Source organism: Priestia sp. YIM B13489, from assembly GCF_042787645.1.
Taxonomy (GTDB): domain Bacteria; phylum Bacillota; class Bacilli; order Bacillales; family Bacillaceae_H; genus Priestia; species Priestia megaterium.
Window position 1 is genome coordinate 4,387,866 of the sequence record NZ_JBHZOQ010000053.1, and the last position, 23,627, is coordinate 4,411,492.

The window sequence follows — 23,627 nt, forward strand, 5'->3', positions numbered from 1 at the left end:
AATCCCCCTTTAATCCCGTTTTAAAAATTGATAGACAGCTTTATCAACCTCTGAGCTTTCATGTAAATCTGAATGTGCTTCATGAAACGTGTGGAGATGAATGTGTTCGGTGAACTCTTGCAGTCCGTACGCACTTTCTACTGTTACCACTCCATCTGTCTTATCTCCCACATCTCCTGCTCCTGAAAAAACGTCGATTTCTTTTGAGAAATCTTGACGACTTTCGTACAGCTTGTTTAACGCTATAGAGTGAAAAGCTAAATCACGAGCACCCATAGATTCAATATGATTGCGTGCATGAGGATACATCTCCATTAATTCCTGATAATCTAATCCTTGAATTGGCGATCCTAACGTAACTAACTTTTGAATATACTGAGGGTTAGACAAACTAACAGCTGCTGCTGTTATTCCTCCCATACTATGTCCAACTAAATCAACAGAAGATGCTTTATATGTATCACGTACATCTTGCATAATAGCTTCAATCCATTTTTGCTGCTGTGCAATACTGGCATCTGGCTTTTTAAAGACGATATGAATAAGCGGAAGTTTTCCCTCTTTTGCTTTCATAATGTGCTTCCACTGAATAGCTCCATCTTTTTGAACAACGCAGTAAGCTACTTTAGTTCCCCATCCGTTTTGTTCAAATCGTTTAATCATTTTCCCTAAGCTTTTTTGACTGCCTAAATAGCCATGAATAAATAAAACCGGCACATTTTTCGATTGGGCACCTCGTTTTATTTGTGGGGCAAAAATATAAAAACAAAGCGAAATAAATAGTATGATACTAATCAATAAAATTAACAGCCGCAAGTTCTCACCCTCCGATCGTCTAGTTCATTACATTCATTAATAAAAAAATTTGGAGTAAATTTTATTCTGATACGTCCTGTAAGCTGCAGAACTTGTCATCTTTTTCTTGTCAACGAGCTGCTCAAAGCGCAAACGCTTTTCCGTAAGCATCTCTGTTAGCCTTTGTTCTTCATTAGCATCCGTGCATATAGAAATCAATTCTTCTATTGTAGCCATATCTCGTTTCAGCTCTTGTTCATCCGTTATCATGTTTGCATTTTTTAATATCCTATACGCTTGGCGCAGTTCTTCAGGTATATGTGATAAATCTTCTAACTTTAATGGTTTTCCTTCCCCAGGCAGCTTATCAAAGTCACCGTCTTTTATTGCTTGTCTAATTCTTTCTTCAGCAATTATATACGCAATATCCAAGGAAAGACCTCCTTTAAGCAAATATAAAATTCAATCTTACCTTCTATATAAAAGATGTATAATAAACACAGCTTTTATAACCGTATTTTTTATTATACTATGATTATAAAATTTGAACTACCTTCACTTCTTGGATAGACTATCCTCTCTTTGTAAAATAATTTCCAGAGCTTCACTCCTTTCACTATCAAACTTTCTTGAGCAGTTTCTTAATTAGCTGAAATTCAATGAACGATTCTGCATCAGGTTTTGTTATCTTATCTTACTATATTTATACAAAAAAGCCTCCTTACGCATGTAAGGAGGTGGAAAAAGGTAATTCTAAGGTCATCATGTTATGCCTACTTTCTATAAAACCACATTTTGATAGCGTTTTCAATGTTTTTTATATTACTTTGCTAATTTTCTTTTCGTTTAATGAGGCTCCGTAAATATAACGAAGCCTCACCAAATTTCTACTCTTCTTTATCTGATGGAATCATAATTTCTCCTTCGTGCTCTTGTTTTTTCAAAAGCAGCTGGAGAATCGTTTTGGATAATTTACTAGGCTGATAGGGTTTAATCAGAAACTCACACACTCCAAGCTCTAACCCTTTGCTTCTTTCGTCTAAAGCAGATGAGATTAAAATAGGAATTTTTTCTGTCTCTGTATTTTCTTTGAGCTGTCTTAAAACATCCCAGCCGTCTAACTTATTTTCTCCTAACATAATATCTAGAACAACCACTTCAGGCTTTTGCTGATGAATAGAGTTTAATGCGTCTTCTCCATTGTTAAAATACCGAACGTGAAAACCGCTTTCTTTTAATTCTACCTGTAAAAGCGTCGCTAAACTTTTATCATCTTCTACAATCACTACGCTTTTACGGCTATCATTCGTATTTATCATCTCTTCATCGTACTGAACTTCATATAGAAGCGGGAGAACAACCGTGAATGTTGTTCCTTTTTTCCATTCGGATTGTACAGTAATGTCTCCGCCATGAGCTTTTACAATTTCTTTTACAATTGCTAATCCTAGACCTGTTCCGCCAATTTTGCGCATATCGGAGTTATCTACTCTGTAGAATTTGGTAAACAATTGACCTAGCGCTTTATTTGGTATACCAATCCCTTCATCTTGAATATCAATATAAACAGCGTGTTCCTTTTGATACACTTTAACTGTAACGTTCCCTCCATCGGGGGAATATTTCACTGCATTACTAATTACATTATTAAACAATTGCAGCAGCTTATCTTTATCTCCCATTACTGTAAAATGCTCTTGATCGGAAATCATATCAAATTCGTGCTTACTTGTTTGTATTTTCTGGACCTCAATCACCTGCTTAATAAGCGGCAGAATGTCTTGATACTTTTTATCGTAGGTTTGTTTCCCCGCTTCCATTCTTTGGACGTCCAGAAAATCGTTGATTAAAGATGTTAACCGCTGTGCTTCCTGATAAATAGTAGTTAAGTACTTCTTCTGTCTTTCTTCTTTTAATGTTTTGTTTAGCATAAGCTCAGTGAACCCTAATACACTTGCTAAAGGTGTGCGCAGTTCATGACTCACAGTGCTTACAAATTCCGACTTCATCTGATCAACTTCAAATTCTTTCGTAATATCCCGATGAACGAACAATACGCCAAACATCTGACGGTTTCGATATACGTATTCGCTATAAACTTTTATAACTTTTCGCTTACCTTCCGTGTGCAGGTAATAAACAAAAGACTTTTCTACTTGCTCTCCCTTACAAATGGCTTCAACGTATTGTCTCAGCTGCTGTATATTTTCGACTTTTTGAGAAAGAGCATCTAGCCATTGATTGCAAGAGAGCTGAAGAAGCCCGCTTTGATGCTCATATTGAAACAATTCGCTAGTCTTCGTATTCACTTGTAGAATCGTACCGCTTGTATCTACAAGCTGCATTCCTTCTTGAATCGAATTTAAAATATCTTGAGATAGCAATCGGTCATGCTCAGACTCTTCGTAAATATAAATTTTTTCAAGGGCAATCGTAATTTGTTTTGCCAGTATTTCAAATGTCTGTAATTCATGTTCTGTGTATTCATCCGCGTAGCGGCTGTAAAACATATAGGCTAGCATATCTCCCTGTGAAGAGAGCACCGGTACGATAACATCATACAAATAAAACGTTTGCTGATGATATAGGCGCTCATGTTCTATACACTCTCTTTTTACTACCATACATTTTTTCGTCTTTTGCACATGATCAACGTAATTATTATGAAGATTTGCCACCATCTGTTGAACACTTGATGAAGATAGACCAAATGAAGCATGTGTCTTTTCATCGGCTAGCATAATAAACCCGTGATCAGCTTTCATCACCCGGCTCATGTTTGTGACAGCACTCGTGAGAACCTCTTGCTTGTGAAGAGAATTTGTTAGTCCATGCACAAATAAATTGCGCAATTCTAACTCCCCTTCTCGTTCCTTGGTCAATTCTAACGCGTGCTGAAGTTCATCTTGCTGACTGTGCAATTCATCTTGCTGTGCAATCAGCTCCTCATTTTGAGCCGTTAACTCCTGTTCATTATTTTGCAAAGTCGATACCATTTTGTAAAAGGCTTGAGATAGCATACCAATTTCATCTCTTCTATGTTCATCAAATGTCATAGGCATTTCTTTTCCGGCAGCAATTTCGCTTGCCGTATATGCGAGCTGACTCAGCGGCTTTACAAACTTATTTAGCAGTACCCGTGTAAGCAATAATAAAATGACCACTGTAAACGCTAAAAATAAAATAAAGAGCGTTTGACTTTTCTGCATGTCACTCGACGTATCATCGTACTGTGTATTTAAGTCTTTAGTTAATTCCTTTTGGTAGTCATCAAGTTCTTTTTGCATTTGTTCTATTGATTTAGAAGCAGCCTTCCGCTCAGGACTAGAGCGGACTCCTTCAATACCTTTTTTGTCGTAAATATCTTTAAAATAAGGAAGCGTTTGATTAAAATACGTGTTTAGCATCACCGTCGCTTCATTTACAAACGTACGCTCACGTCTATCTGCGGCTAGACCTGAAAGTCGATCAAGATTTTCTTCGATAATTTTTTGCTGACTTGCAGCCTCGTTATACATATCCTCTGAATCAAATGCAATAAACCCACGAGCCTGCAAAAAAGCCTTGTTCATTGATTTATCAATTGTAGATAGCAGCTGTGCCTTTTCCCGTACTTGTGCCCTGTACTGGGCATAATCAGCTGTAATTTCTTTTTGCCGTACAACAAGTACAGTTGAACCCGCCGCAAAAGCAAGTAAAAGGATACTTGCTAAGAGGATGAACTGGATTGAGATACTTTTTCGTTTTAGTTTATTGTTCATCTAAAATTTCCTCGACACGTTCGGCTAGCAATAGGGGACTAAACGGCTTAGACATAAAATACGCAGCCCCTGCTTCTAACACTCGGCTTTGATCAGCAGCTTGATTCTTAGCTGAAAGCATCAATACTTTTGTATGGCGCTTATCTTTCATTTCTTTCAGCTGTTGAATGACTTCAAGCCCGGTGAACACGGGCATCATATAATCCAAAATAATTAAGTCAAAATCACGTTCTTTAATAAATTCCAAAGCTTCTTCGCCATTTTCTGCTTCCGTCACATCATGTCCTTCATCTTCAAGGGTATCTACCACTAACATACGAAGCACTTCTTCATCTTCTGCTAATAAAATTTTTGCCATTGTTATTCCTCCGCTTGTAGTCGTCCATACGTTTTTTGCAATATGAAGTAGGACGGCTTTATTCGTTCATGAAAAGTTGGATACTCCCAATTTCTCCACTTATATAAGTAAAAATCTTTTAATAAAAGTTCTCCTTTTTTCTGAGTCGGAAACGTATCTTCTACGTCATTGCTCTTCTTATTAACAGCTACGACTCCCACTTGAATCCCTTTTATTTTCTCGCTGGATTCTAATCCTTTTTTGGACCAAATATCTCCCATTATTTCTTTTTGACTCGGGTCTTTTACATTTAAAAGCGCCCAAGGAATGCGAAGTTCAGCAATTCCACTTGATTCATTTACTTTAAAATCTGCTAGCGAATCAAATGATGAAGAGTTAGGATCGCTGTTTCCTTCTTGGAGCTTCCCAGTTTCATAGGCGTCAAAAGGAATGGTTCTCTTGTTTTTCCCCTCTCCAATCGCTAACTCTTTGTTAAGGGCGAGCCTGATTGGATTAAACATGCCGTTGTCTTTCGTATCGGTTCCTTTTACGGCCGGAATCATTTGAAGCTGATGAGCATATGAAAAATAATACGTATCGTAATAGCTGTCTATCCATAAATGACTGTCTTCTTTCCCGTTTAATTCTGCTACAAAATCAATTCCTTTTGTTTTTAAGGAAGGAATTTGAGGAATCTTTGACTGTCCCTGATTGTTAATCGTGTTAAACAAGAAATAAAGCTTTTGATCTTCCAGTTCTTTTGCACTCACTTGTAGATATAGATAACCTTCATCACTTGTAATGTTCAATGCTTTTAACTTTTTAGACGGCTTATATACCGACTTGCTGTTCAGCTTTTTCCAATCATCTGATTTACCGTCTACTTTGACTTTCAGCTTCGTTCCTGGATCAAAACTCAGCAGTCCAAAATGCTGCTCTCCCGTTTGCAAATTCGTCCAAAATGGCCTTCGGTTCGGATTGTCGTACTCCATCGTATTCCACGTTCGCTTAAACCATTCATCTTGCCATGTAAAGACCATACCGCCAGCCATTTTTTCTTCGACAATGTCTTCGTATAAGCGTGACAGAATCTTTCCTTGTTCTTGTTCCGTGTGAAAGCCTTGATCCCACCCGTATACGTTTCTATGGGTGAGTCCTCGCGAAGCCGGAATGCCAAATTCAGCAACAAGAACGGGCATATGATGAACTTCTTTCATATTTTGCAAATAGCCTGCGTAGTTATTTTTCTCTCCTCGATGATCTCGATAAGCGAGATAACGAGGTTCATAGTTTAAAAAGTCAGGATAGTACGGATAAATATGATAAGAGGCAAATAAGCCCGGCTCAAATTTTTTAGTTGTGTGAATTAAATTAGGATTAACGGACACTTTATCTTCGTCTTCAGAAGGTTCATATGGATGAGTAAGCAAATCCGTCGTCACCCAGTTCGTAAAGCTCATAGGCCGCTGCCAATCATATTTATCCTGCTCATAGGAAATTGTTTTTTCCATAAGCTGAGCAAGCCAAATTTCAAAAGGGTTGCCTTTTTCGGTATAGATGTACTGCCCTTTAAAATCTTTCATTCCTTTATGTTTTTCATTTGTCGAAAGAGCTACCGTGGGATCCCATTCAACTCCTATAATCCATCCTAAAACATAAGGAGACACGTCTGCTGTGTACGTTCCGCTTGCATGTCCCGTCCGCTTTGGCAGTGTTGCCTTTCCGTGAATAACGTTTACAATCCTTTTCATTTCAGCTTCAAATTCTTTTGTATTTTCCTTTGCAAAAGCATCTTGTGAATTATAGAAAACTTCTTCATTTACCCATACTCCATGAAAAAGATAAATGGGTTCTTTGGCTTTTTGATTATACTCAGCAAGCGCTTCATAAAAGGCGGGAGGATGAATGGTGTATACGCGGATTGAGTTGGCATTCATCTTTCCAATTTCTTTAAACCAGCGCAAATATTCTTCTTTCGAAATAGCAGTCTCACCGGGGAAATATCCTGGCTTACTAATGCCCATATTTACTCCTTTAATCAGCAAATCTTGCCACTTGCCATTTTGATAAACTTGCAAATAATCTTTTCCTACTTTCCCTGCTACTTTACGGTCAGCATCTTCATAGATTTCCATATTTTCATTAAAAGTAACAGAAGCAGGCTGAGATTCATTTTGCTGTTGATCTATGATCTTATTCATAAGAGACAGATAAACAGTCCAGTAAAAAGAAGACTCATCTTCTTTTCCGATTTTCTCTGTCCATTTCTTCCACACCGGGTAAAAAGAGGTTTGATAAATGGAAGGTACTTCTCCTTGATCTGCAAAATCTCCTGCAAAGTAATAGGTATCATATCGCTCTTTATTATGATGAACGACTGCTGGTATGGACAAAGGGATACCATTTTCCTTTAGCTTGTTTTCTCCTTCAGAATCCAAGTGAAAGACAAACTGAGCCTGCACATCACTTTTTTGCTGGGGTGTAATTACGTCAAACCAATATTGATAAGCAGATTCATCCTGTAAATTTAATGTTTTCTTTCCTTGTTTTGTATATTGAAACCATACTGGATTTTCTTTTAATTCTTTTTCCGTTATAATAACGAGCTTATTGGATTCATTAACGAATAATAAGCCTTTTCCTGTAAGGCTCCACTCTTTGTTGTACTGCTTTTTGTAAGCACTTTTCACCCAAGCAGGAACTTCTTCACTGCCGAATTCCTCAAAGTAGCGACCAATCCAGCCAGACCACGTAACATTGTACAATTCATACAGTTCTTTGCGAACGTCTAAAGAAGTAGGGCTTCCAAATGTATTAAACTCTCCAATCAGCGTGTTTGTACGTCCATTCAGCGCTTTCTTAACGTAGCTCACGTCTTCAGAAGTCATGCCGCCATACACCAATTGAGAGCGATCTCCTCTTTTAGCTTTTACGCCTAAATCTTCTTTGTATACACCATACGTGTCGGTGATATAAATCATATCTGCAGAGTTTGTTTTTGGCAGAGATTTAATGCTGTATGTTTTATCTCCTTTTGGGTAAAACCCTGCATAATCTTTTGAGATTTCATAAGGCTTCCCGTCTTTGCGTACTTTCGCTTGATTCAGCATCCACATTAAGCCTTGATGCTCTCGAAACGTTTGATCTGGCACTGTTTTATCAATAACAAGCATATTCAAATCAGTTGGTTTCTTTAGCTGCCAAATAAGAAATGGAGAAGCCGTTATCGCCATAACCAAAATAATGCCGCCGATTAATAACCATTTTTTCATTGTGAAACTCCTTTTCGCTGCATGTCTCCCCAGCCTTTTTTATTGCGAATAACATCCAACAATCCATGACAGCGCCATATAACAGTTAGAGGGCGATACCAAAAGGATTCAGTCAGGGAAAAGACAAATAGCTTAGCAATATCGGATACTTTTGGATATTTACGAAGGCTCCACTCTTCTAGCAAAACGGCCGCCATTGAATAAAGAGAACCATATACAACCATTAAAAGAAAAAGCAAATAAGCAAATTCTACATAAATCCCGCCTACAACTAGAGAAATAACAATAAACAAATAGCCTAACATTTCCATGACCGGTCCGATTAGTTCAATAAACACAAAATAAGGCATAGAAATCATTCCGATGCTTCCGTATTTCGGATTAAACAGCATCTCTTTATGCTTCCAAAGACTATCAAATAAACCGCGGTGCCAGCGGTTCCGCTGTCTTCGCAAATATTTGATTTCATCGGGTGCTTCTGTCCAGCATACGGGATCTGGAATATAAACAATTTGATTGTTGGTTTTTTTCTGTTTAATCAGTCGGTGCAGGCGAACAACAAGCTCCATGTCTTCGCCGACCGTGTGAGAATAACCCCCAGCTTCAATCACCCAGCGTTTAGAAAATACGCCAAATGCTCCTGACACAATAAGCAATAAATTATGGCGACTGAGACCAATGCGTCCCATAAGAAATGCACGTAAATATTCAATAATCTGCATCACAACAAGCGGCTGTGTATCAAGTCCAATCGATACGACCGCACCGTTTTCGATTTTACATCCATTTGCAATTCGAATACTTCCCCCTGAAGCAATTACTTCTCCGTCTGAATCAATAATTGGCTTCATAACTTTTAAAAAAGCATCTCTTTCTAACACTGAATCGCCATCGATCGAACAAAAATAAGGATAGTTGGATAAATTAATTCCTGCATTTAATGCATCTGATTTTCCCCCATTTTGTTTATCGACTACATATAAATAATCGTATAATTTAGAACGATATACAGCTTTTACTTCTTTCGTCTCTACTTGCTTTCTCACAACTCGATTCATTTTCACAAGAGAAAACTCCTCGATTAGCTTTTCTAACGTATCATCTGAAGATCCGTCATTTACTACAATTACTTCATATTCCGGATATTCAATTCCAAGCAGCGAACGCACGCTTCCAATAATCCCGACAGATTCGTTATAAGCGGGAACTAATATAGATAACGGTGTTGTATAGCTAACCGCAAGCAAATCTTCATAAGGTTCTTCATCATTTAATTGATATTGCTTTCGCAGTTGAAAAGCAGAGATGATAAACATCATAAAATAAAAACAAAGCACAAAAATCATATAAGCAAATACAGCCCATCCGCAAATGGACAATAAAAGATGCCAAACACTATTCCACAACCGTAACTCCTCCTTTTTCAAGCCATTCTGCTGCCATATCTTTCGAAAACTTGTCATCAGTCGTTTTGTATACTTGAACTAAGTATTCTTTACCTGTTGGGATTTTCATCATTGACTGAGCAGCATTCGAACGCACAAGAAAATGAGAATCTTTTAGCGACTGCTCAAGAAGTGACAATCCCTTCTCATCTCTCGTTTTGCCTATTAGTTTTGTAGCCATCATTCTTTCTTGCCAAATACCTGACTGAAGATGGTTCGTGAGCTCCTCTATTCTTAATGGAAAAGATAAAGCATTAAGTGATTTCAATGTACGAATTCGCAGTTCTTCTGATGAACTTTTCATGTGCATTTTTAAGAAATCTATATACTCTAACTTATGATTGATACCGATCATATCGATAAGAGGCAGCTGAATTTCTTCTTGTAGATTTTCAAATTTATTAATAAATTGCTGAAACTGCTCACTGTTCATAGTTCCAAACAAAGAGCGGTACATAAATTCAGACAGCGGTCTAGAAGCGTTTGTCATGTACACAACAAACTCAGGGCGGTTCAGCTTAACTAAAATTTTTAAAATTTGATTTTTTTCAGCCGCTGTACTATTTTTTTTCTCATACATTTCTACTAATTGGTCTGTTAGCGTAGTTAGACCAAAATCTTCAATAGCATAAAGGGCATTCATTCTGACACTCCATCTAGAATGATGCAGCTCTTTTTTATATTTGGGTGTAAAAACCTTCTCCGCATAGAGCGTGATGTTATTTAGAATTTCATCGCCTTGTACAGCTGCAGAAAAACCGCTCAATAGTTCCTCTACACCCGCCAGCTCTATTCTATTTTTAGGCTCTAACCGATGTTCTTCATCTTTTCTGTATAAATAAATAAAAAGAGATTCTTTCATACTATCTTTATAGAATTCTACTTTTGCTCGAAAAGCGTTTAAACGCGCTTTTTGAATAAGTAAATAACTCAGAAAACAGACTAAAAGCAATAGCAATCCGCCAAATAAGACATATACCACTTGAATTGACATCGCCATTTATTTCACCTTCTTCATTAAATGACGCACGCGCGCTTCAAGCTCCATTAACTTAAATGGCTTTGTCATGTAATCGTCTGCCCCAAGTTCTAATGCTCTTTGAATATCTTGTTCGCTGTTTCTTGATGTAAGCATAATAACCGTATACTGATCGTAACGTTTATTCTGTCTTAATTTTTGCAGCACTTCTAAGCCATCCATTTTAGGCATCATTCCGTCTAAAATAACAAAGTACTGATCGCTAGAATGAATCCATTGAGACTCAAAAAATTCAATGCCATCTTTGAACACTTCTATTTTCACTTCATAGCGATCTCCTACATCAATCTTACTTAAAAGCTCTTTCAGCATCGTTCGAATGATAGAATCATCATCAATAATAGCCATACGAAGCGTTCGCTTTTTAACCAGCTTGCTTTGAGAAGAAGCTACAATTTTTTGACGTCCTGATTCCTTCGCTATATACAATGCCTCATCAGCTTGATGAAGAGCTTTTTCTAACGGCCATTCAGTGTTATGAACTTCTACAACTCCGCCGGAAAAGCTGCAATAAAACGAATTGCTTTGATGTGTGAACACTTTTTCCACAAAGAAATCCAACAGTCTATTTAATACTGTTTCTGCCTCTTTTATATTGGTTTTTGGCAGTAAAAGAATAAATTCTTCGCCTCCATATCTAAAAATGTAATCTGTTGGACGAATTTCATGCTTCATATACTCTACAAATGCTTGCAGCACACGGTCTCCCATAAGATGTCCATATCGATCATTTATTCTCTTAAAGAAATCTAAATCTAAAATCGCTAAACAAAAAGGATCTTTTAAGCGGTCGTAGCTGGATAGCTGCTGACTGTAGATTTCTTTTAAATACGTTCGGTTATAGGCTCCTGTTAATTCATCAAACATTAAATAGGAGTTAAACATCTGCTTTCGTTCAATATGGTGACCAATTCGAAGTAGACTTTCTTCCATATCGAGAGGTTTAACAAAAAAATCATCGGCCCCTAATTTAAAAGCCTTCAAACGCGTCTCTCTTTGATTATCAACGCTCATCATGACAATAGGGACGAACAGTTGCTTTGTTTTATCACGTAAAAATGAAAGAATGTCAAAGCCTGTACAGTCTTTCATATGTACATCAACAACAAAACAATCCGGCTTTAATTCGTAAAAAGCCGTAATGGCTTTTTCTTTAGAGGCAGTTGCTAATACGTACCACCCTTGTTTTTCAAACTGTTCTTTTAAATACATCAGCATTGAAAGATCATCATCCACAAGTAAAACATTCGCTGTTTGTTCACTAATTTCTATCGGTTTATTTATGTCTTCTACGGATTGAATTTCATCTTGATAACAAATTTTAATAATATCTAATAAAAATGTATTCAACTCCGCGTAACCCCAGGTTTTTTTCTGATTTTTTTCAACAGCTTCCATTAACTCGCGGGAACGATCTCCTAAATAATTCAGTCCAATGGTTGCAGACGTTCCAGAAATTGAATGCAAAAAGCGATACACTTCTTCATGAGGTATTTCTTCATTTTGATCGGTCCACTCTTGCAGCTGCTTGCGGACATTAGCTAATAATGCAATTTGATATTTATCCATCTTATACACCCTTTGTTCGATATAGTTAACACTTACCCCATATTACTCCATCCATTTTTCTATAATATTTTGTAAGTAAATGAAATATTTTCTTACTTGTATTTTAAGTATGTTTTTTCCAAATGAAAAGCAATTCCTTTTTAACCATACTTTTCCTTCAATGATTTTACTTTAAAATGATTCTTTTTTCACCCATTATTTTTTCTACCCAATAAGTAAAATGACCTGTTATCTTCTTTATAAATAGACCTACAACCTTATTGACAAAATTAATGAGTCTTTGTTACCCTTATACACGTTGTGAAAAATTTAAAAGTGAATGCTAAGGAAAGCAGCCGTTTTGATGAATAATCAATCAAATCAGGTTCTTTCCTTTTTATATTTTTACTAAGGTAGATACTTTGCTAAATAAAGTTTCGCTTTATACACCGTGTCCTCTTTGTCATAGGCGCACTTAGACCGAAAACAGACGGAAAGGAGTATAAAATGTTTACTCAGCTTACAGAAAAAAACCAGAATGCAGAAGAACTAAAAGAAACACTTGATGATTTAGAGTTTCAGCTATTTCGCATGCAGGATAATTTAAAAGAAATTGCTAAAAAGTATGAAGTTATTGGTGTCGATCAGCCTGAAGATAATCAGTTAGTTATTGTATCGGCACAAAATGACGGAAACGCATGTAAAATTATGCTAAATGAATGTACAAAAGCCTATAGAGGGGCTTGGGATTTTGCCATCGATGGCGTATATGAAGATAATCACACGATTTTTATTGGTGACATTAAAGGGCCCGCTAATAAGGGATATGGCTCTGTATGTATGAATTATTTAAAAGAAGTAGCGGTTGATCAAAATGTTCATGTCATTAAAGGCGATATCGCTGAGCGCGATTGGGATCATCTCGAAAGATTGATTCATTTTTATGAAAAACATAACTTTGAGGTGAATATTGATTATACGAATAAGTGCGGAGAAATTGAGTGGACTCCAGCTTATCAATAAAAAACGAACAGACGCTGTCTGTTCGTTTTTTATTTGATATATGCTAAGCTTTTTTTAATGCTGCTAAGTGGACTTTCTATACAGTGATCTTGTTCAACGATCCACCATTTTACGCCTGCTCTATGTCCTTCTTGCATTACACCCTTTACATCTACTCCTCCGGTACCAAGAGGAGCAAAAAACTGCTCGCCGTCTGTTGTCATATCTTTTAAATGAATAAAAGGCGTACGATTTTGATAATGCTGCATCCACTCCACTGGATCTTCACCTGCTTTAGTCAGCCAATAAATGTCCAGTTCTACGTTTACCTCAGTTTCTTCTAAGATTGTTTGGAGAGCTGACTTTCCAGTTGACAATTTCTTCAGCTCAAAATCATGATGATGATAGCTAAACGACATACCTTCTTTTTTACAATACGTATCAATATCATTTAAAGAATCAATAAGCACGTGATATCCTTTTTCAGTTTGACGTTCAGGCATTAAATAAGGACAAACAATATGTGAATTTCCAACTTGCTGTTCAAAGTGAATCACTTGCTCTAAATTAGATTCTAATTGTTCAAGCGGCACATGACTAGAAGCCGGCTTCAGCTGTAAATCCGTTAACCATGCTTTTACTTCTTTTGCTGTATATCCTTCGTACCCTGCAAATTCTACCCCTTGATATCCTAAAGCAGCTACTTTTTGAAGCGTTCCTTTAAAATCTTTTTTCATTTCTTCACGCAGCGTATAAAGCTGAACTCCTACAGGTATTTCTCCCATCTTCTCTCCCCCTGTTCATTGAGAAAGCTCCTATAATAGGAGCTTCTGCTTTTATTTTACTGCACTTCCAAGCATTCCTGAAATAAAATGACGCTGAAGTGCCAGGAAGAAGACAATAATTGGAATGGTTGCAATTGTTACTCCCATCATTACTTGACCGTAATCAATAATCGATAAGCCAATTAAGCTTGAAAGAGCAACTGGTAATGTAGCCATTTCGTTAGATGTAGTCGCAACTAAAGGCCACATAAAGTTATTCCACTGTGTCATAAATAAGAAAATAGCTGCTGCAGCCATAGCAGGCTTCATAGAAGGAAGCACAATAGTTAAAAAGATTCTCATCTCTCCAGCTCCGTCCAAACGAGCTGCTTCAATAAGTTCCGTTGGAAAAGCTAAAAAGTTCTGACGTAATAAAAAGATAGCAAACGGAAAACACAGCTGCGGAACAATAAGTGCAAAATACGTGTCAAGCAAATTAAAATTCGACATCAGCTGAAAAAGTGGAATGAGCGTTGCTTGATATGGAATCATCATAGACAATAAAAGCGTAGTGAAAATTGCGTTTCGGCCTTTGAATTCAAATTTAGATAGCGCATATGCAGCTGTGGAGCAGACCATTAAAGCTACAATCACATACACGACTGAAACAAATACTGAGTTAAAAAAGACGCGCCCTAAATCAATTGAAGCATTTAAATTTTGTAGATTTGTCATAAATTGATCGCCAGGCTTCAGCGTTGGAGGGTTTGTAAACATTTTTCCTGATTCATTCGTAGCGCCGATAAACATCCAGTAAAAAGGAAAAATTGAGATAATCGTAAACAGCCCAAGCAAGCTGTATAGTCCTATTTTACGCATGATGTGCCTTTTCTTTTTGACCTTAGGAACGGTAACTACTGCGGTTGCTTCTACTCTCTCTAATACACTCATGATTTATCACCCGTAAATTTAAATTGGAAGAACGTTAAAATACCAACTAATAATACAACAACGTACGCAATGGCCGATGCATATCCAAAATCAAAGTATTTAAAGCCATTTTGATAAATATATAAGCCTAGCGTCATAGTAGAATCAGCAGGGCCGCCTTTTGTTAAGTTAAAAGGTTCGTCAAACAATTGAAGCGTGCCAATTGTTGATAAAATAGTAGCAAACAAGATAACGGGTTTTAATTGTGGAACCGTTACGTGGAAAAACTTTTGAATACGATTTGCTCCATCTAAATCAGCTGCTTCGTAAACTTCATGAGATAAACTTTGAAGAGCTGCTAGAAAAATAACCATGTTATAACCTGTCCATCTCCAAGTCATCGCAACGATGATTGAGACTTTAGCCCAAAATGGATCTCCCAGCCACTGAATGGCATCGATACCGAAAAACCCTAAAATAGTATTCATAATTCCTTCATCTTGAAGAATGATTGAAAACAAAATAGAGTAGGCAACTAGTGACGTTACTGCCGGCAAGAAAAATGAAACTCGGAAAAAACCTTTTAGTCTTAAAAGCTGACTGTTTAACGCGTTAGCTAGTACAAGAGCTAATAAAATCATAACGGGTACTTGAACGATTAAAATAATCCCCGTATTCCCAAGCGCTTTCCAGAAAATATCATCTCCGAGCAAACGTGTATAGTTTGATAACCCGGTAAATACATACTTTCCGCCTTCCATACTCTGAAAGCTTAAAACAAACGATGAAAAAATAGGGTAGATTGTAAACAGCGCGAACAGCAAAAGTGCTGGAGCAATAAATAAGTAAGGCAACGATTTATTTGTCTTCATGATGACCTCCTAGTACCGCAAGAAGAAGAGATAGAAGGCAATTTTCCATAAATCACCTTCTATGCTTCTTGATTATTTTTTAATTCGGTTTTCTAAGCGTTTTTGAGCTGCTTCAAGCGAGTCTGTAACACCCTTACCATTTGTTACTTCTGACACAGCTTTGACTGCTTCACTGTTTGCAACTGAGTAATTGCCCGTAAAATTAACCGGTTTAATATCTTTCATTTCATCTGCGAATGTTTTCCAAATCGTCTGATTGTTAAAGTACTCATCTTGTGCAGTGAATAATTTTGAAGAGTATACGGTATTTAATGATGGGAATAATCCGCCCTTCATCGCTTCTTCTTGAACTTTATCCGTTGTTGAGAAATACTCCATAAATTTGTACGCTTCATCTGCTTTTTGACTAGTTGCTGAAATCACATAGTTGCTTCCGCCTAAGTTAGAAGCACGGTTACCTCCTTCTTCAAACGAAGGTAATAAAAACACTCCCCATTTTCCTTTTAAATCCGGAGCCTGCTGTGTAATAGAACCGGATAGCCAAGCACCGGATGGTGAACTTGCTACTTTACCTTCTGCTAAGGCACTGATTGAAGCATCCCAGCCCACTGTATTTTTAACAATGCCTGCTTCTTTTAACTTCTTATTTAACTCCATTGCTTTTTTCGCTTCTTTAGAAGTTAAATTTAGCTTTCCTTTGTTATTAAAGTAGAACGTACCTTGCTGTGTCAGCGTCATTCGGAATAAGCCATCGTCATTATTAAAATCTAAACCTAGTAAATCAACGCCAACTTTTTCTTTAATTTTCTTACCAGCTGCAATATAATCATCCCATGTTTTGATACTGTTTGGATCTACGCCTGCTTTTTCAAAGTAATCTGTGCGATAGAATACGCCTGTTGGACCTGCATCAAACGGGAAGCCGTACATATCTCCATTCTTTGATAAAAGGGCTCTCTTAAATTCAGGAAACTTATCTTCTTGCTTATCAAATCCTTTTTTAGATAGGTTTAAAAATGCTTTTGGAAATGCATCTAAATATCCTTGGAAACGATCGTCTTCTACTAATACAATATCAGGAAGGCCTTTTCCGCCAGCTTGCAATCCTGTTGTTAGTTTTGAATAAACGTCTTCACGTCCCATATCCACTACTTTTAATTTAAAACCTGGATTCTCTTTTTGATATTCTGCTGCTGCTTTCTTTAATACCGGTACGTTAATATTCCAAGCCCATGCAACAACTTCTTTTCCACCGCTACCACTTGTTTCATTAGCGGCCTTTCCTCCGCATCCTGCAAGTACTAGGGTTAAAATGAGTGCAAAACTGATTAAACTAAACCAACGTTTCAATGAATACCCCTCCTATAATCTTGTCTCCTAGTGTGGCAAGTTTTTTTGTAAACGCTCATGACTCTTTTTCGAGAGAATTATTGAAAAATAATTCTGTATATTGAAAGCGTATACAATTTACTTAATCTAAATTATATGAATGAATACCCTTTTCCTCAATGGTAAATATAAAAGGCAAAAACCTTACATTTTTGCCTTTTTCTAAATTGATTTTGTTATTATGGTTTCTATTAACTTTTTCGTTCATGAAAAAAAGCGAATGTACTGTCATTGTTGAAACAGAACACAATCGCTTATTTAAAAAAATCCAATGTATACTATTTTTTTGCTACATAAGTAACACTTTCTTGCTTATTTAGGACGTTCTAAGGAAAATAATTGCCCCAATTTACTATAGTTAGAACCCGCAAGTCGGCTGACTGGCTTCACACGTTCTGCAGAAACGCGATCGTTTTCTATCACTTTTTCACTAATATGAAACATCACAACTTCACCGATAAACAAATCTGAGCTGTATGCCTCATCCGTTCCTAATGGCACAATTTGGTGAAGCTTACATTCCATCCGAATGCTGGCTTCTTGAATTCCGGGAACCTGCACTTTTTTGCTCGGTGCTAGCGTTAACCCTGTTTCTTCGACTTCACTGACGGAAGAAGGATAAGAAGATGCCGCTTGATTCACCTGTTCCACTAAGTTTTCGTCTACAAGATGAACTACAAATTCTTTAGATGAACTAATATTTTTGGCCGTATCTTTCGTCATTTGACCTTCACTTCTCGAAACTGAAATGGCAATCAGCGGAGGCTCTGCCGCAACTACATTAAAGAAACTAAACGGTGCGGCATTCACTACACCGTCATCATTTTGACTTGTAACAAACGCAATCGGCCGGGGAATGACGACCCCTGTTAACAAATGATAATTGTCTTTTACACTTTGTACCGCTGGATCGACTATCTTCATTTTACCCACTCCTTTTCTTCCATTTACTTTATTGTATGGTAACGAAAAGAGTATAGATTAGCTAGCAACTTGCTCACTAAATATGCAAAAAAGAGATTGAGACATAACTACATCCATCTAATCCGAAGACGAACAAATGGGAGTAATGAGCTGGTATCGATCACTTGTGACACCGCTGTTGATTTCCATGTAAGGCTTCGCTTTCCACGGGCGACCGATGAGCCTCCTCGTCGATTACGGGCCTGCGGGGTCTCATCACTTCCTCTTTTCCCTCAGGAGTCTTCGCCTTCCTCTCCAATCAACAGCTAGAAGCAACTAACTAGATGAAACCTACGTTCACTACAACAATGAAAAAATCCGAACGATTCATCGTTCGGATTTTCCTGCAACTAAAATATTTTCAGCTTATTTCTTTAATTTAACACCGTAATTTTCACTGTACGACGTCCAAATGCTTTTGCAGCTGACTCGGAAGGTACTAATACGTCAATTCGATATCCTTTAATCGCACCGCCCGTATCACCTGCTGTTGCCACTCCGTATCCTTCTACGTATACTTTTGAACCTAATGGAATAACGGATGGATCTACCGCAATAATTTTATGAGTGCCTGAACTCACATTTTGTCCAGTGGCTGTTACGCCGCTACACCCTGCACAATTAGCTGTATAAGCTGTTGCTTCTACATACATTTCTTTTCCAGAATGCTTTTGTGTGCTTTCTTCTTTTTTCGTTTCTTTTGCTTCTGAAGAAACGGTTGCTTTCTTCTCTGTAGCTGCAGCTGTTTTTACTTCTTGTTTTGGCTCTGTTTTTACTTCTTTTTTAGCTGTTGCCAGTTCAGCTTGACGCTTTGCTTCTGCATCAGCCTCAGCCTTTTCAGCTGCCTGCTGTTTTGCCACTTGCTCAGCTTGCTTTTGAGCTGCTTCTTTTTCTTTTGCAATCTTATCTTGAATGCCTGTTAATTCAGACTGAAGGTTTGCTTTTTCTGAAGAAGCTGCATCAATTTCATTTACGACCGTGCTGTACTTTTCTTGCATAGTTGTTAACGTTGCTGTTTGTTTGGCAACGTTTTTATCTAATTCAGCTTGTTTAGCCGCTAAGCTACCTTTTGCTGCTTTTAATACTTTTTCTTGCTTATCAATTTCTTTTTTATCTTTTTCAATTTGATCTAAATCATTTTGATGCTGCTTTAAAATATCATTATCTGCTGACAATAACGTTGTGACAGCACCCATACGTGCAACAAAATCTCCAAAGTTATCAGCATTCATTAATGTATCAATAACAACGCTTGTTTTATCGTCTTGCTGTAAAGCAACTAATCGATTTTCAATAATATCTTTACGACTTAACACTTTTTCCTGAAGCAAAACGATTTCTTTTTTCTTTTTCTCAATCATTTTGTTCGCTTCTGAAATCTGCTTTTCAGTCGATGCTAACTCTTTTTTATTGCTAGAGATTACTGTATGTAATGAATTTAATTGTGATTGAATGTTTTGAACATCTGAATTGATAGACTGTTTCTCTTTCTCTTTTTGTTGAACAGCCTTTTCTGTTTCTTTAATTTTATTTTCAGTACTCTGGAGCGCTTCTTCATTCGATTGGGCGTGAGTCTCTGTGATGCCGGTCATGAAGAAAATTCCTGTGACTGCTGCAAGAGTCATACGCTTAAAAATTTTCATAAAGTAATAGTCCCCTTTCCTCATAGACATAGTTATACCATAAAAAACTATCTGTTTATGTTACAATACAGTTAAAAGTTTCCCATAATCTGTATAACCAAGAATCTCTTTCTGGGAATTCATCACCAAAATCCCTTGATAGAGAGGTTTACTGTTTATTAAAAAAGATATATTTTTGTCATAAACAGGGCAAAATCACTCTTTAAAAATAGAAATAAACGCTTATTATTACAGGTATATTACAAATTTTTCACAGAAAATTATGTGTTTTAGCGTCTTTTTTCGGTGTTTTTTACTTTTTATTACATAAATTCCACCTACATAATTCCTACACTATTTATAAAGTTGTGACTTTTTCACTTCTTTTTTACACTTTATATACATAAAAAGACGCCCATAAATCAAATGAGCGTCTTTTTTCTACACACTTATAAAACCATTATTTGTCAGATGTTACTAGTTTTAAAGGCACTGGAATTTGCTTATCTACCTTTTTGCCTTGAAGAACATTTTTAGCAGACTTTACGGCAAGTTTGCCGATTAAAACAGGCTGCTGGGCTACAGTTGCTCCTAGCTTCCCTTCTTTTACCGCTTTAATTGCATCGTCGTTTCCATCAAACCCTACTACTAGCACATCTTTTCCTGAGCTGTTAATCGCTTGAATAGCTCCTAATGCCATTTCATCATTATGAGCAAATACGGCTTTGATACCAGGATTTCCTTGAAGAACATTCTCCATAACGTTTAAGCCTTTTGTACGGTCAAAATCAGCCGACTGTTTAGCCGTAATATCTAGCTTTTGATCCGCAACGTTGTGGAACCCTTTTCCTCGTTCACGAGTTGCTGAAGCTCCCGGCACGCCTTCAAGTTCTGCTACTTGAGCTTTTTCCCCTACTTTTTTCACAATGTAATCAGCAGCCATTTGACCACCTTTTACATTATCTGAAGCTACTAGGGTTTCTACTTTTCCTTTTTCTGCTGAACGATCTAGTGTAATAACTGGAATACCTACATTATTAGCCGATTGTACAGCTGTTGAAATAGCAGCTGAATCCGTTGGGTTAATAAGCAGAATGTTAACACCTTGCTGCATTAAATCTTCTACATCGTTAATTTGTTTTGCTGAATCATTTTGAGCATCTACTACAACTACTTCCATGCCCAGTTTTTTTGCTTCTTTTTGTACCCCTTCTTTTAGCGAAACAAAGAACGGATTGTTTAATGTAGAAACGGATAAACCAATTTTAATATCTTTTAAATTTTTACTTTCAGATGGTTTCGCCCACTCAGGAGGCTGAAGTGAACAAGCCCCTAACAGTAATAATGAAAATGATAATAGCACGAGCCAAATTTTCTTCATGTTTTTCCCTCCTAAGCTGACTTTTTGCGATCAATTAATACCGCGATTAAAATAACAATTCCTTTTACGACCATTTGGTAAAAGGACGAAACGCCGAGTAAGTTTAAGCCGTTGTTTAACGTTCCGATAATCAGCGCACCAATTAACGTTCCAACAATGCGTCCACGTCCTCCAGAAAGGCTTGTTCCACCCAGTACTACTGCAGCGATAGCATCTAACTCGTAAGACGTACCTGCCGTTGGCTGAGCAGAGTTCAAACGAGAAGTCAAAATCGCTCCTGATAGCGCTGCCAATAATCCTGCTAGTGAGTAGATCATAACCTTAACTTTTGGTACTTTAATTCCTGAAATAAATGCTGCTTTTTCATTTCCTCCGATTGCATATGTTCTACGGCCAAACGGCGTTTTATGCAAAATCACCCATAGGACAGCAAATGCTAGTACCATCGTAATTGCCGGAACAGGAATACCTAGAAAATAGCCGCGGCCAAATAACTGGAAGTAATAGTTTTCGCCTAACCCCGTAATCGGATTTCCATCTGTATAAACAAGCGTTAACCCTCTAAAAATTGTCATCGTCGCTAGCGTTGCAATAAACGGCGCCATTTTTCCTTTTGTAATAAGCAAGCCGTTAATCATACCCATTACAGCTCCTAACACACATCCTATTAAAATAGCTAAAATAGGATCTACACCTGACACAATCATACCTGCCATTAACGCACTTGATAAAGCAAGTATAGAGCCAACCGATAAATCAATTCCGCCTGTTAAAATGACAAACGTCATACCGAATGCAATTAAGGCATTAATGGCTACTTGACGCAGCAAGTTTAAAATATTTAAAGGTTCTAAAAAGCTTGGATTTAAAATCGATACAATGACAATAAGAATAAATAGACCTAGTAACGGACCTAGCTTTTGCATCACGTTATCAACGCGATTTTCTTTTATCGCTGTGTTTGCTTTCATTTTACTGACCTCCTGTTGCAAATGTCATAATTTTTTCTTGAGTTGCTTCTTCACTTGTCAGTTCACCTGTTATTTTCCCTTCATGTACAACCAAAATGCGATCGCTCATGCCCAGTACCTCTGGAAGCTCTGAAGACACCATGATAATAGCCACGCCTCTGTCTGTCAGTTCATTCATAAGCTGATAAATTTCACGCTTTGCCCCGACGTCAACTCCTCGAGTTGGTTCATCTAAAATCAGCACTTTTGGTCCAATGCCAATCCACTTGGCAATAACTACTTTTTGCTGATTTCCTCCCGATAAGTTACCCGCACTCGTCTCAGACGACTCAGTTTTGATCGTTAAACGTTTAATAAGTAAATCTACAAATTGCTGCTCGCTTTTTTGTTCAATAAAGCCTTTTGGCGAAAAGCTGAATAGACTTGGAAGCGCAATATTTTCTCGAATAGAAAAATCCAGGACGAGCCCTTCTGTTTTACGATCTTCTGTAATGAACCCGAGACCTAATTTAATGGCTTGGTCGGGCTTTGTGATACTGACCCGTTTGCCATTTAATATAATTTCGCCTTTTTCTAACGGATCAAGCCCGAAGATAGCGCGCATAATTTCGCCTTTTTCTAACGGATCAAGCCCGAAGATAGCGCGCATAATTTCGGTTCTGCCAGCTCCCATTAGCCCCGCAACACCGACAATTTCTCCTGATCGCACTGAAAAATGAACGTCTTGAAATGCACCTTTTCTCTCCAAGCCTTTTGCTTCAAATACAACGTCTCCCTTAGGAGATGTCCTAGCAGGAAATCGATCCGTTAGCTCTCTTCCTACCATTTTGCGAACAACATCATCGAAGCTGGTTTCTGGAATCGGCTTTTTGTCTACCGTCTGTCCGTCACGCATGACCGTAATGGAATCACAAATAGCGAAAATCTCTTCCATACGATGTGAAATATAGACAATCGATACACCTTGTTTTCGCAGCGCATTAATTACGTCAAATAACTTTTGAATTTCTCTTTCAGTAAGCGCTGCGGTTGGCTCATCCATGATAATGACCTTTGCATTCGTCATCAGCGCTTTAGCTATCTCAATCATTTGCTGCTGTCCGACAGAACAAAGTCCCGCTTCTTGATCAAGAGGAATGGTCACAGCTAATTTTTCAAACTGCTTCTTTGCTAACGCTTTCATTTCTTTTGTTTTTAAAAAACCTAAAGGCGTTTTTAATTCTTTGCCGATAAATAAGTTCTCAAGCACCGTCATTTCAGGCCAAACGTTCAGCTCTTGATGAATAAAGGTAACTCCGTTTTGTTCTGCTTCTTTTGGGTTTTGAAAATACGTCTCTTTGCCATCAATCAGAATCTGCCCTTCATCTTTTTTATGAAGGCCGGTTAAAATATTCATCAGCGTAGATTTCCCCGCTCCATTTTCCCCCATTAGTGCGTGAACTTCACCTTCATGTAATTCAAAATCCACGCCCCTTAGTACACGGTTTGCTCCAAAGGCTTTATGAATCCCTCTCATTGCAATATGCATGCTGTTCA

The 23,627-nt window shown here is 37.5% G+C and carries 18 protein-coding genes; 1 reads left to right on the forward strand and 17 read right to left on the reverse strand.

The annotated features are described in order from the left end of the window. Nucleotides 1–9 precede the first annotated feature (9 nt). The 8 genes from ACFX4W_RS28465 to ACFX4W_RS28500 form a co-directional block, all read right to left on the reverse strand. Complete coding sequence (locus ACFX4W_RS28465; RefSeq protein ID WP_377560433.1) at nt 10–816, reverse strand: alpha/beta fold hydrolase; 807 nt, start codon at nt 814–816, stop codon at nt 10–12. Nucleotides 817–852: 36 nt separating this feature from the next. Then, a complete protein-coding gene (locus ACFX4W_RS28470; RefSeq protein WP_043980127.1) occupies nt 853–1,227 on the reverse strand; it encodes a DnaJ family domain-containing protein in 375 nt (124 codons plus the stop codon). A 455-nt stretch (nt 1,228–1,682) separates the two neighbouring features. Further along, a complete protein-coding gene (locus ACFX4W_RS28475) occupies nt 1,683–4,556 on the reverse strand; it encodes an ATP-binding protein (protein ID WP_043980129.1) in 2,874 nt (957 codons plus the stop codon). Beyond that, nucleotides 4,546–4,914 (reverse strand): response regulator transcription factor, encoded by a 369-nt coding sequence (locus tag ACFX4W_RS28480; protein WP_025749698.1) that lies wholly within the window; start codon nt 4,912–4,914, stop codon nt 4,546–4,548. Before ACFX4W_RS28480 ends, ACFX4W_RS28475 begins: the two co-directional genes overlap by 11 nt. A gap of 2 nt (nt 4,915–4,916) precedes the next feature. Continuing rightward, a complete protein-coding gene (locus ACFX4W_RS28485) occupies nt 4,917–8,165 on the reverse strand; it encodes a hypothetical protein (protein WP_043980131.1) in 3,249 nt (1,082 codons plus the stop codon). Then, complete coding sequence (locus tag ACFX4W_RS28490; protein ID WP_043980132.1) at nt 8,162–9,571, reverse strand: glycosyltransferase family 2 protein; 1,410 nt, start codon at nt 9,569–9,571, stop codon at nt 8,162–8,164. Before ACFX4W_RS28490 ends, ACFX4W_RS28485 begins: the two co-directional genes overlap by 4 nt. Then, on the reverse strand, nt 9,561–10,610 hold the full coding sequence (locus tag ACFX4W_RS28495) for a HEAT repeat domain-containing protein (RefSeq protein WP_043980134.1): 1,050 nt from the start codon (nt 10,608–10,610) through the stop codon (nt 9,561–9,563). Before ACFX4W_RS28495 ends, ACFX4W_RS28490 begins: the two co-directional genes overlap by 11 nt. After that, nucleotides 10,611–12,218 carry a GGDEF domain-containing response regulator gene (locus tag ACFX4W_RS28500; RefSeq protein ID WP_043980135.1) on the reverse strand — a complete coding sequence of 536 codons (1,608 nt, stop codon included), beginning with the start codon at nt 12,216–12,218 and terminating at the stop codon, nt 10,611–10,613. A gap of 486 nt (nt 12,219–12,704) precedes the next feature. Here ACFX4W_RS28500 and ACFX4W_RS28505 point away from each other — a divergent pair, with 486 nt between their 5' ends. Then, the gene (locus ACFX4W_RS28505) at nt 12,705–13,220 is read left to right on the forward strand and encodes a GNAT family protein (RefSeq protein ID WP_013055642.1); all 516 of its coding nucleotides are present in this window, start codon (nt 12,705–12,707) and stop codon (nt 13,218–13,220) included. Between the two features lie 29 nt (nt 13,221–13,249). Here the strand turns inward: ACFX4W_RS28505 and ACFX4W_RS28510 are convergent, their stop codons facing one another. The 9 genes from ACFX4W_RS28510 to ACFX4W_RS28550 all read right to left on the reverse strand — a co-directional run bounded on the left by ACFX4W_RS28510 (nt 13,250) and on the right by ACFX4W_RS28550 (nt 23,619). After that, on the reverse strand, nt 13,250–13,984 hold the full coding sequence (locus ACFX4W_RS28510) for a sugar phosphate isomerase/epimerase family protein (protein ID WP_043980137.1): 735 nt from the start codon (nt 13,982–13,984) through the stop codon (nt 13,250–13,252). A gap of 51 nt (nt 13,985–14,035) precedes the next feature. Continuing rightward, on the reverse strand, nt 14,036–14,842 hold the full coding sequence (locus tag ACFX4W_RS28515) for a carbohydrate ABC transporter permease (protein ID WP_026106517.1): 807 nt from the start codon (nt 14,840–14,842) through the stop codon (nt 14,036–14,038). 68 nt (nt 14,843–14,910) lie between these two features. Continuing rightward, nucleotides 14,911–15,765, reverse strand: a complete 855-nt coding sequence (locus ACFX4W_RS28520) for a carbohydrate ABC transporter permease (protein ID WP_013055639.1) — start codon at nt 15,763–15,765, stop codon at nt 14,911–14,913. Nucleotides 15,766–15,837: 72 nt separating this feature from the next. Then, nucleotides 15,838–17,115, reverse strand: a complete 1,278-nt coding sequence (locus ACFX4W_RS28525; RefSeq protein WP_043980141.1) for an ABC transporter substrate-binding protein — start codon at nt 17,113–17,115, stop codon at nt 15,838–15,840. Nucleotides 17,116–17,466: 351 nt separating this feature from the next. Next, entirely contained in the window at nt 17,467–18,078 is a 612-nt protein-coding gene (locus ACFX4W_RS28530; protein ID WP_043980143.1) for a flavin reductase family protein, read from the reverse strand. A gap of 413 nt (nt 18,079–18,491) precedes the next feature. Continuing rightward, nucleotides 18,492–19,760 carry a 3D domain-containing protein gene (locus ACFX4W_RS28535; protein WP_043980145.1) on the reverse strand — a complete coding sequence of 423 codons (1,269 nt, stop codon included), beginning with the start codon at nt 19,758–19,760 and terminating at the stop codon, nt 18,492–18,494. 439 nt (nt 19,761–20,199) lie between these two features. Further along, a complete protein-coding gene (gene rbsB, locus ACFX4W_RS28540; RefSeq protein WP_013055634.1) occupies nt 20,200–21,120 on the reverse strand; it encodes a ribose ABC transporter substrate-binding protein RbsB in 921 nt (306 codons plus the stop codon). An 11-nt stretch (nt 21,121–21,131) separates the two neighbouring features. Continuing rightward, nucleotides 21,132–22,091 (reverse strand): ribose ABC transporter permease RbsC, encoded by a 960-nt coding sequence (rbsC, locus tag ACFX4W_RS28545; RefSeq protein ID WP_025749709.1) that lies wholly within the window; start codon nt 22,089–22,091, stop codon nt 21,132–21,134. A 1-nt stretch (nt 22,092) separates the two neighbouring features. Next, on the reverse strand, nt 22,093–23,619 hold the full coding sequence (locus ACFX4W_RS28550) for a sugar ABC transporter ATP-binding protein (protein ID WP_377560437.1): 1,527 nt from the start codon (nt 23,617–23,619) through the stop codon (nt 22,093–22,095). Between the last annotated feature and the right edge of the window lie 8 nt (nt 23,620–23,627).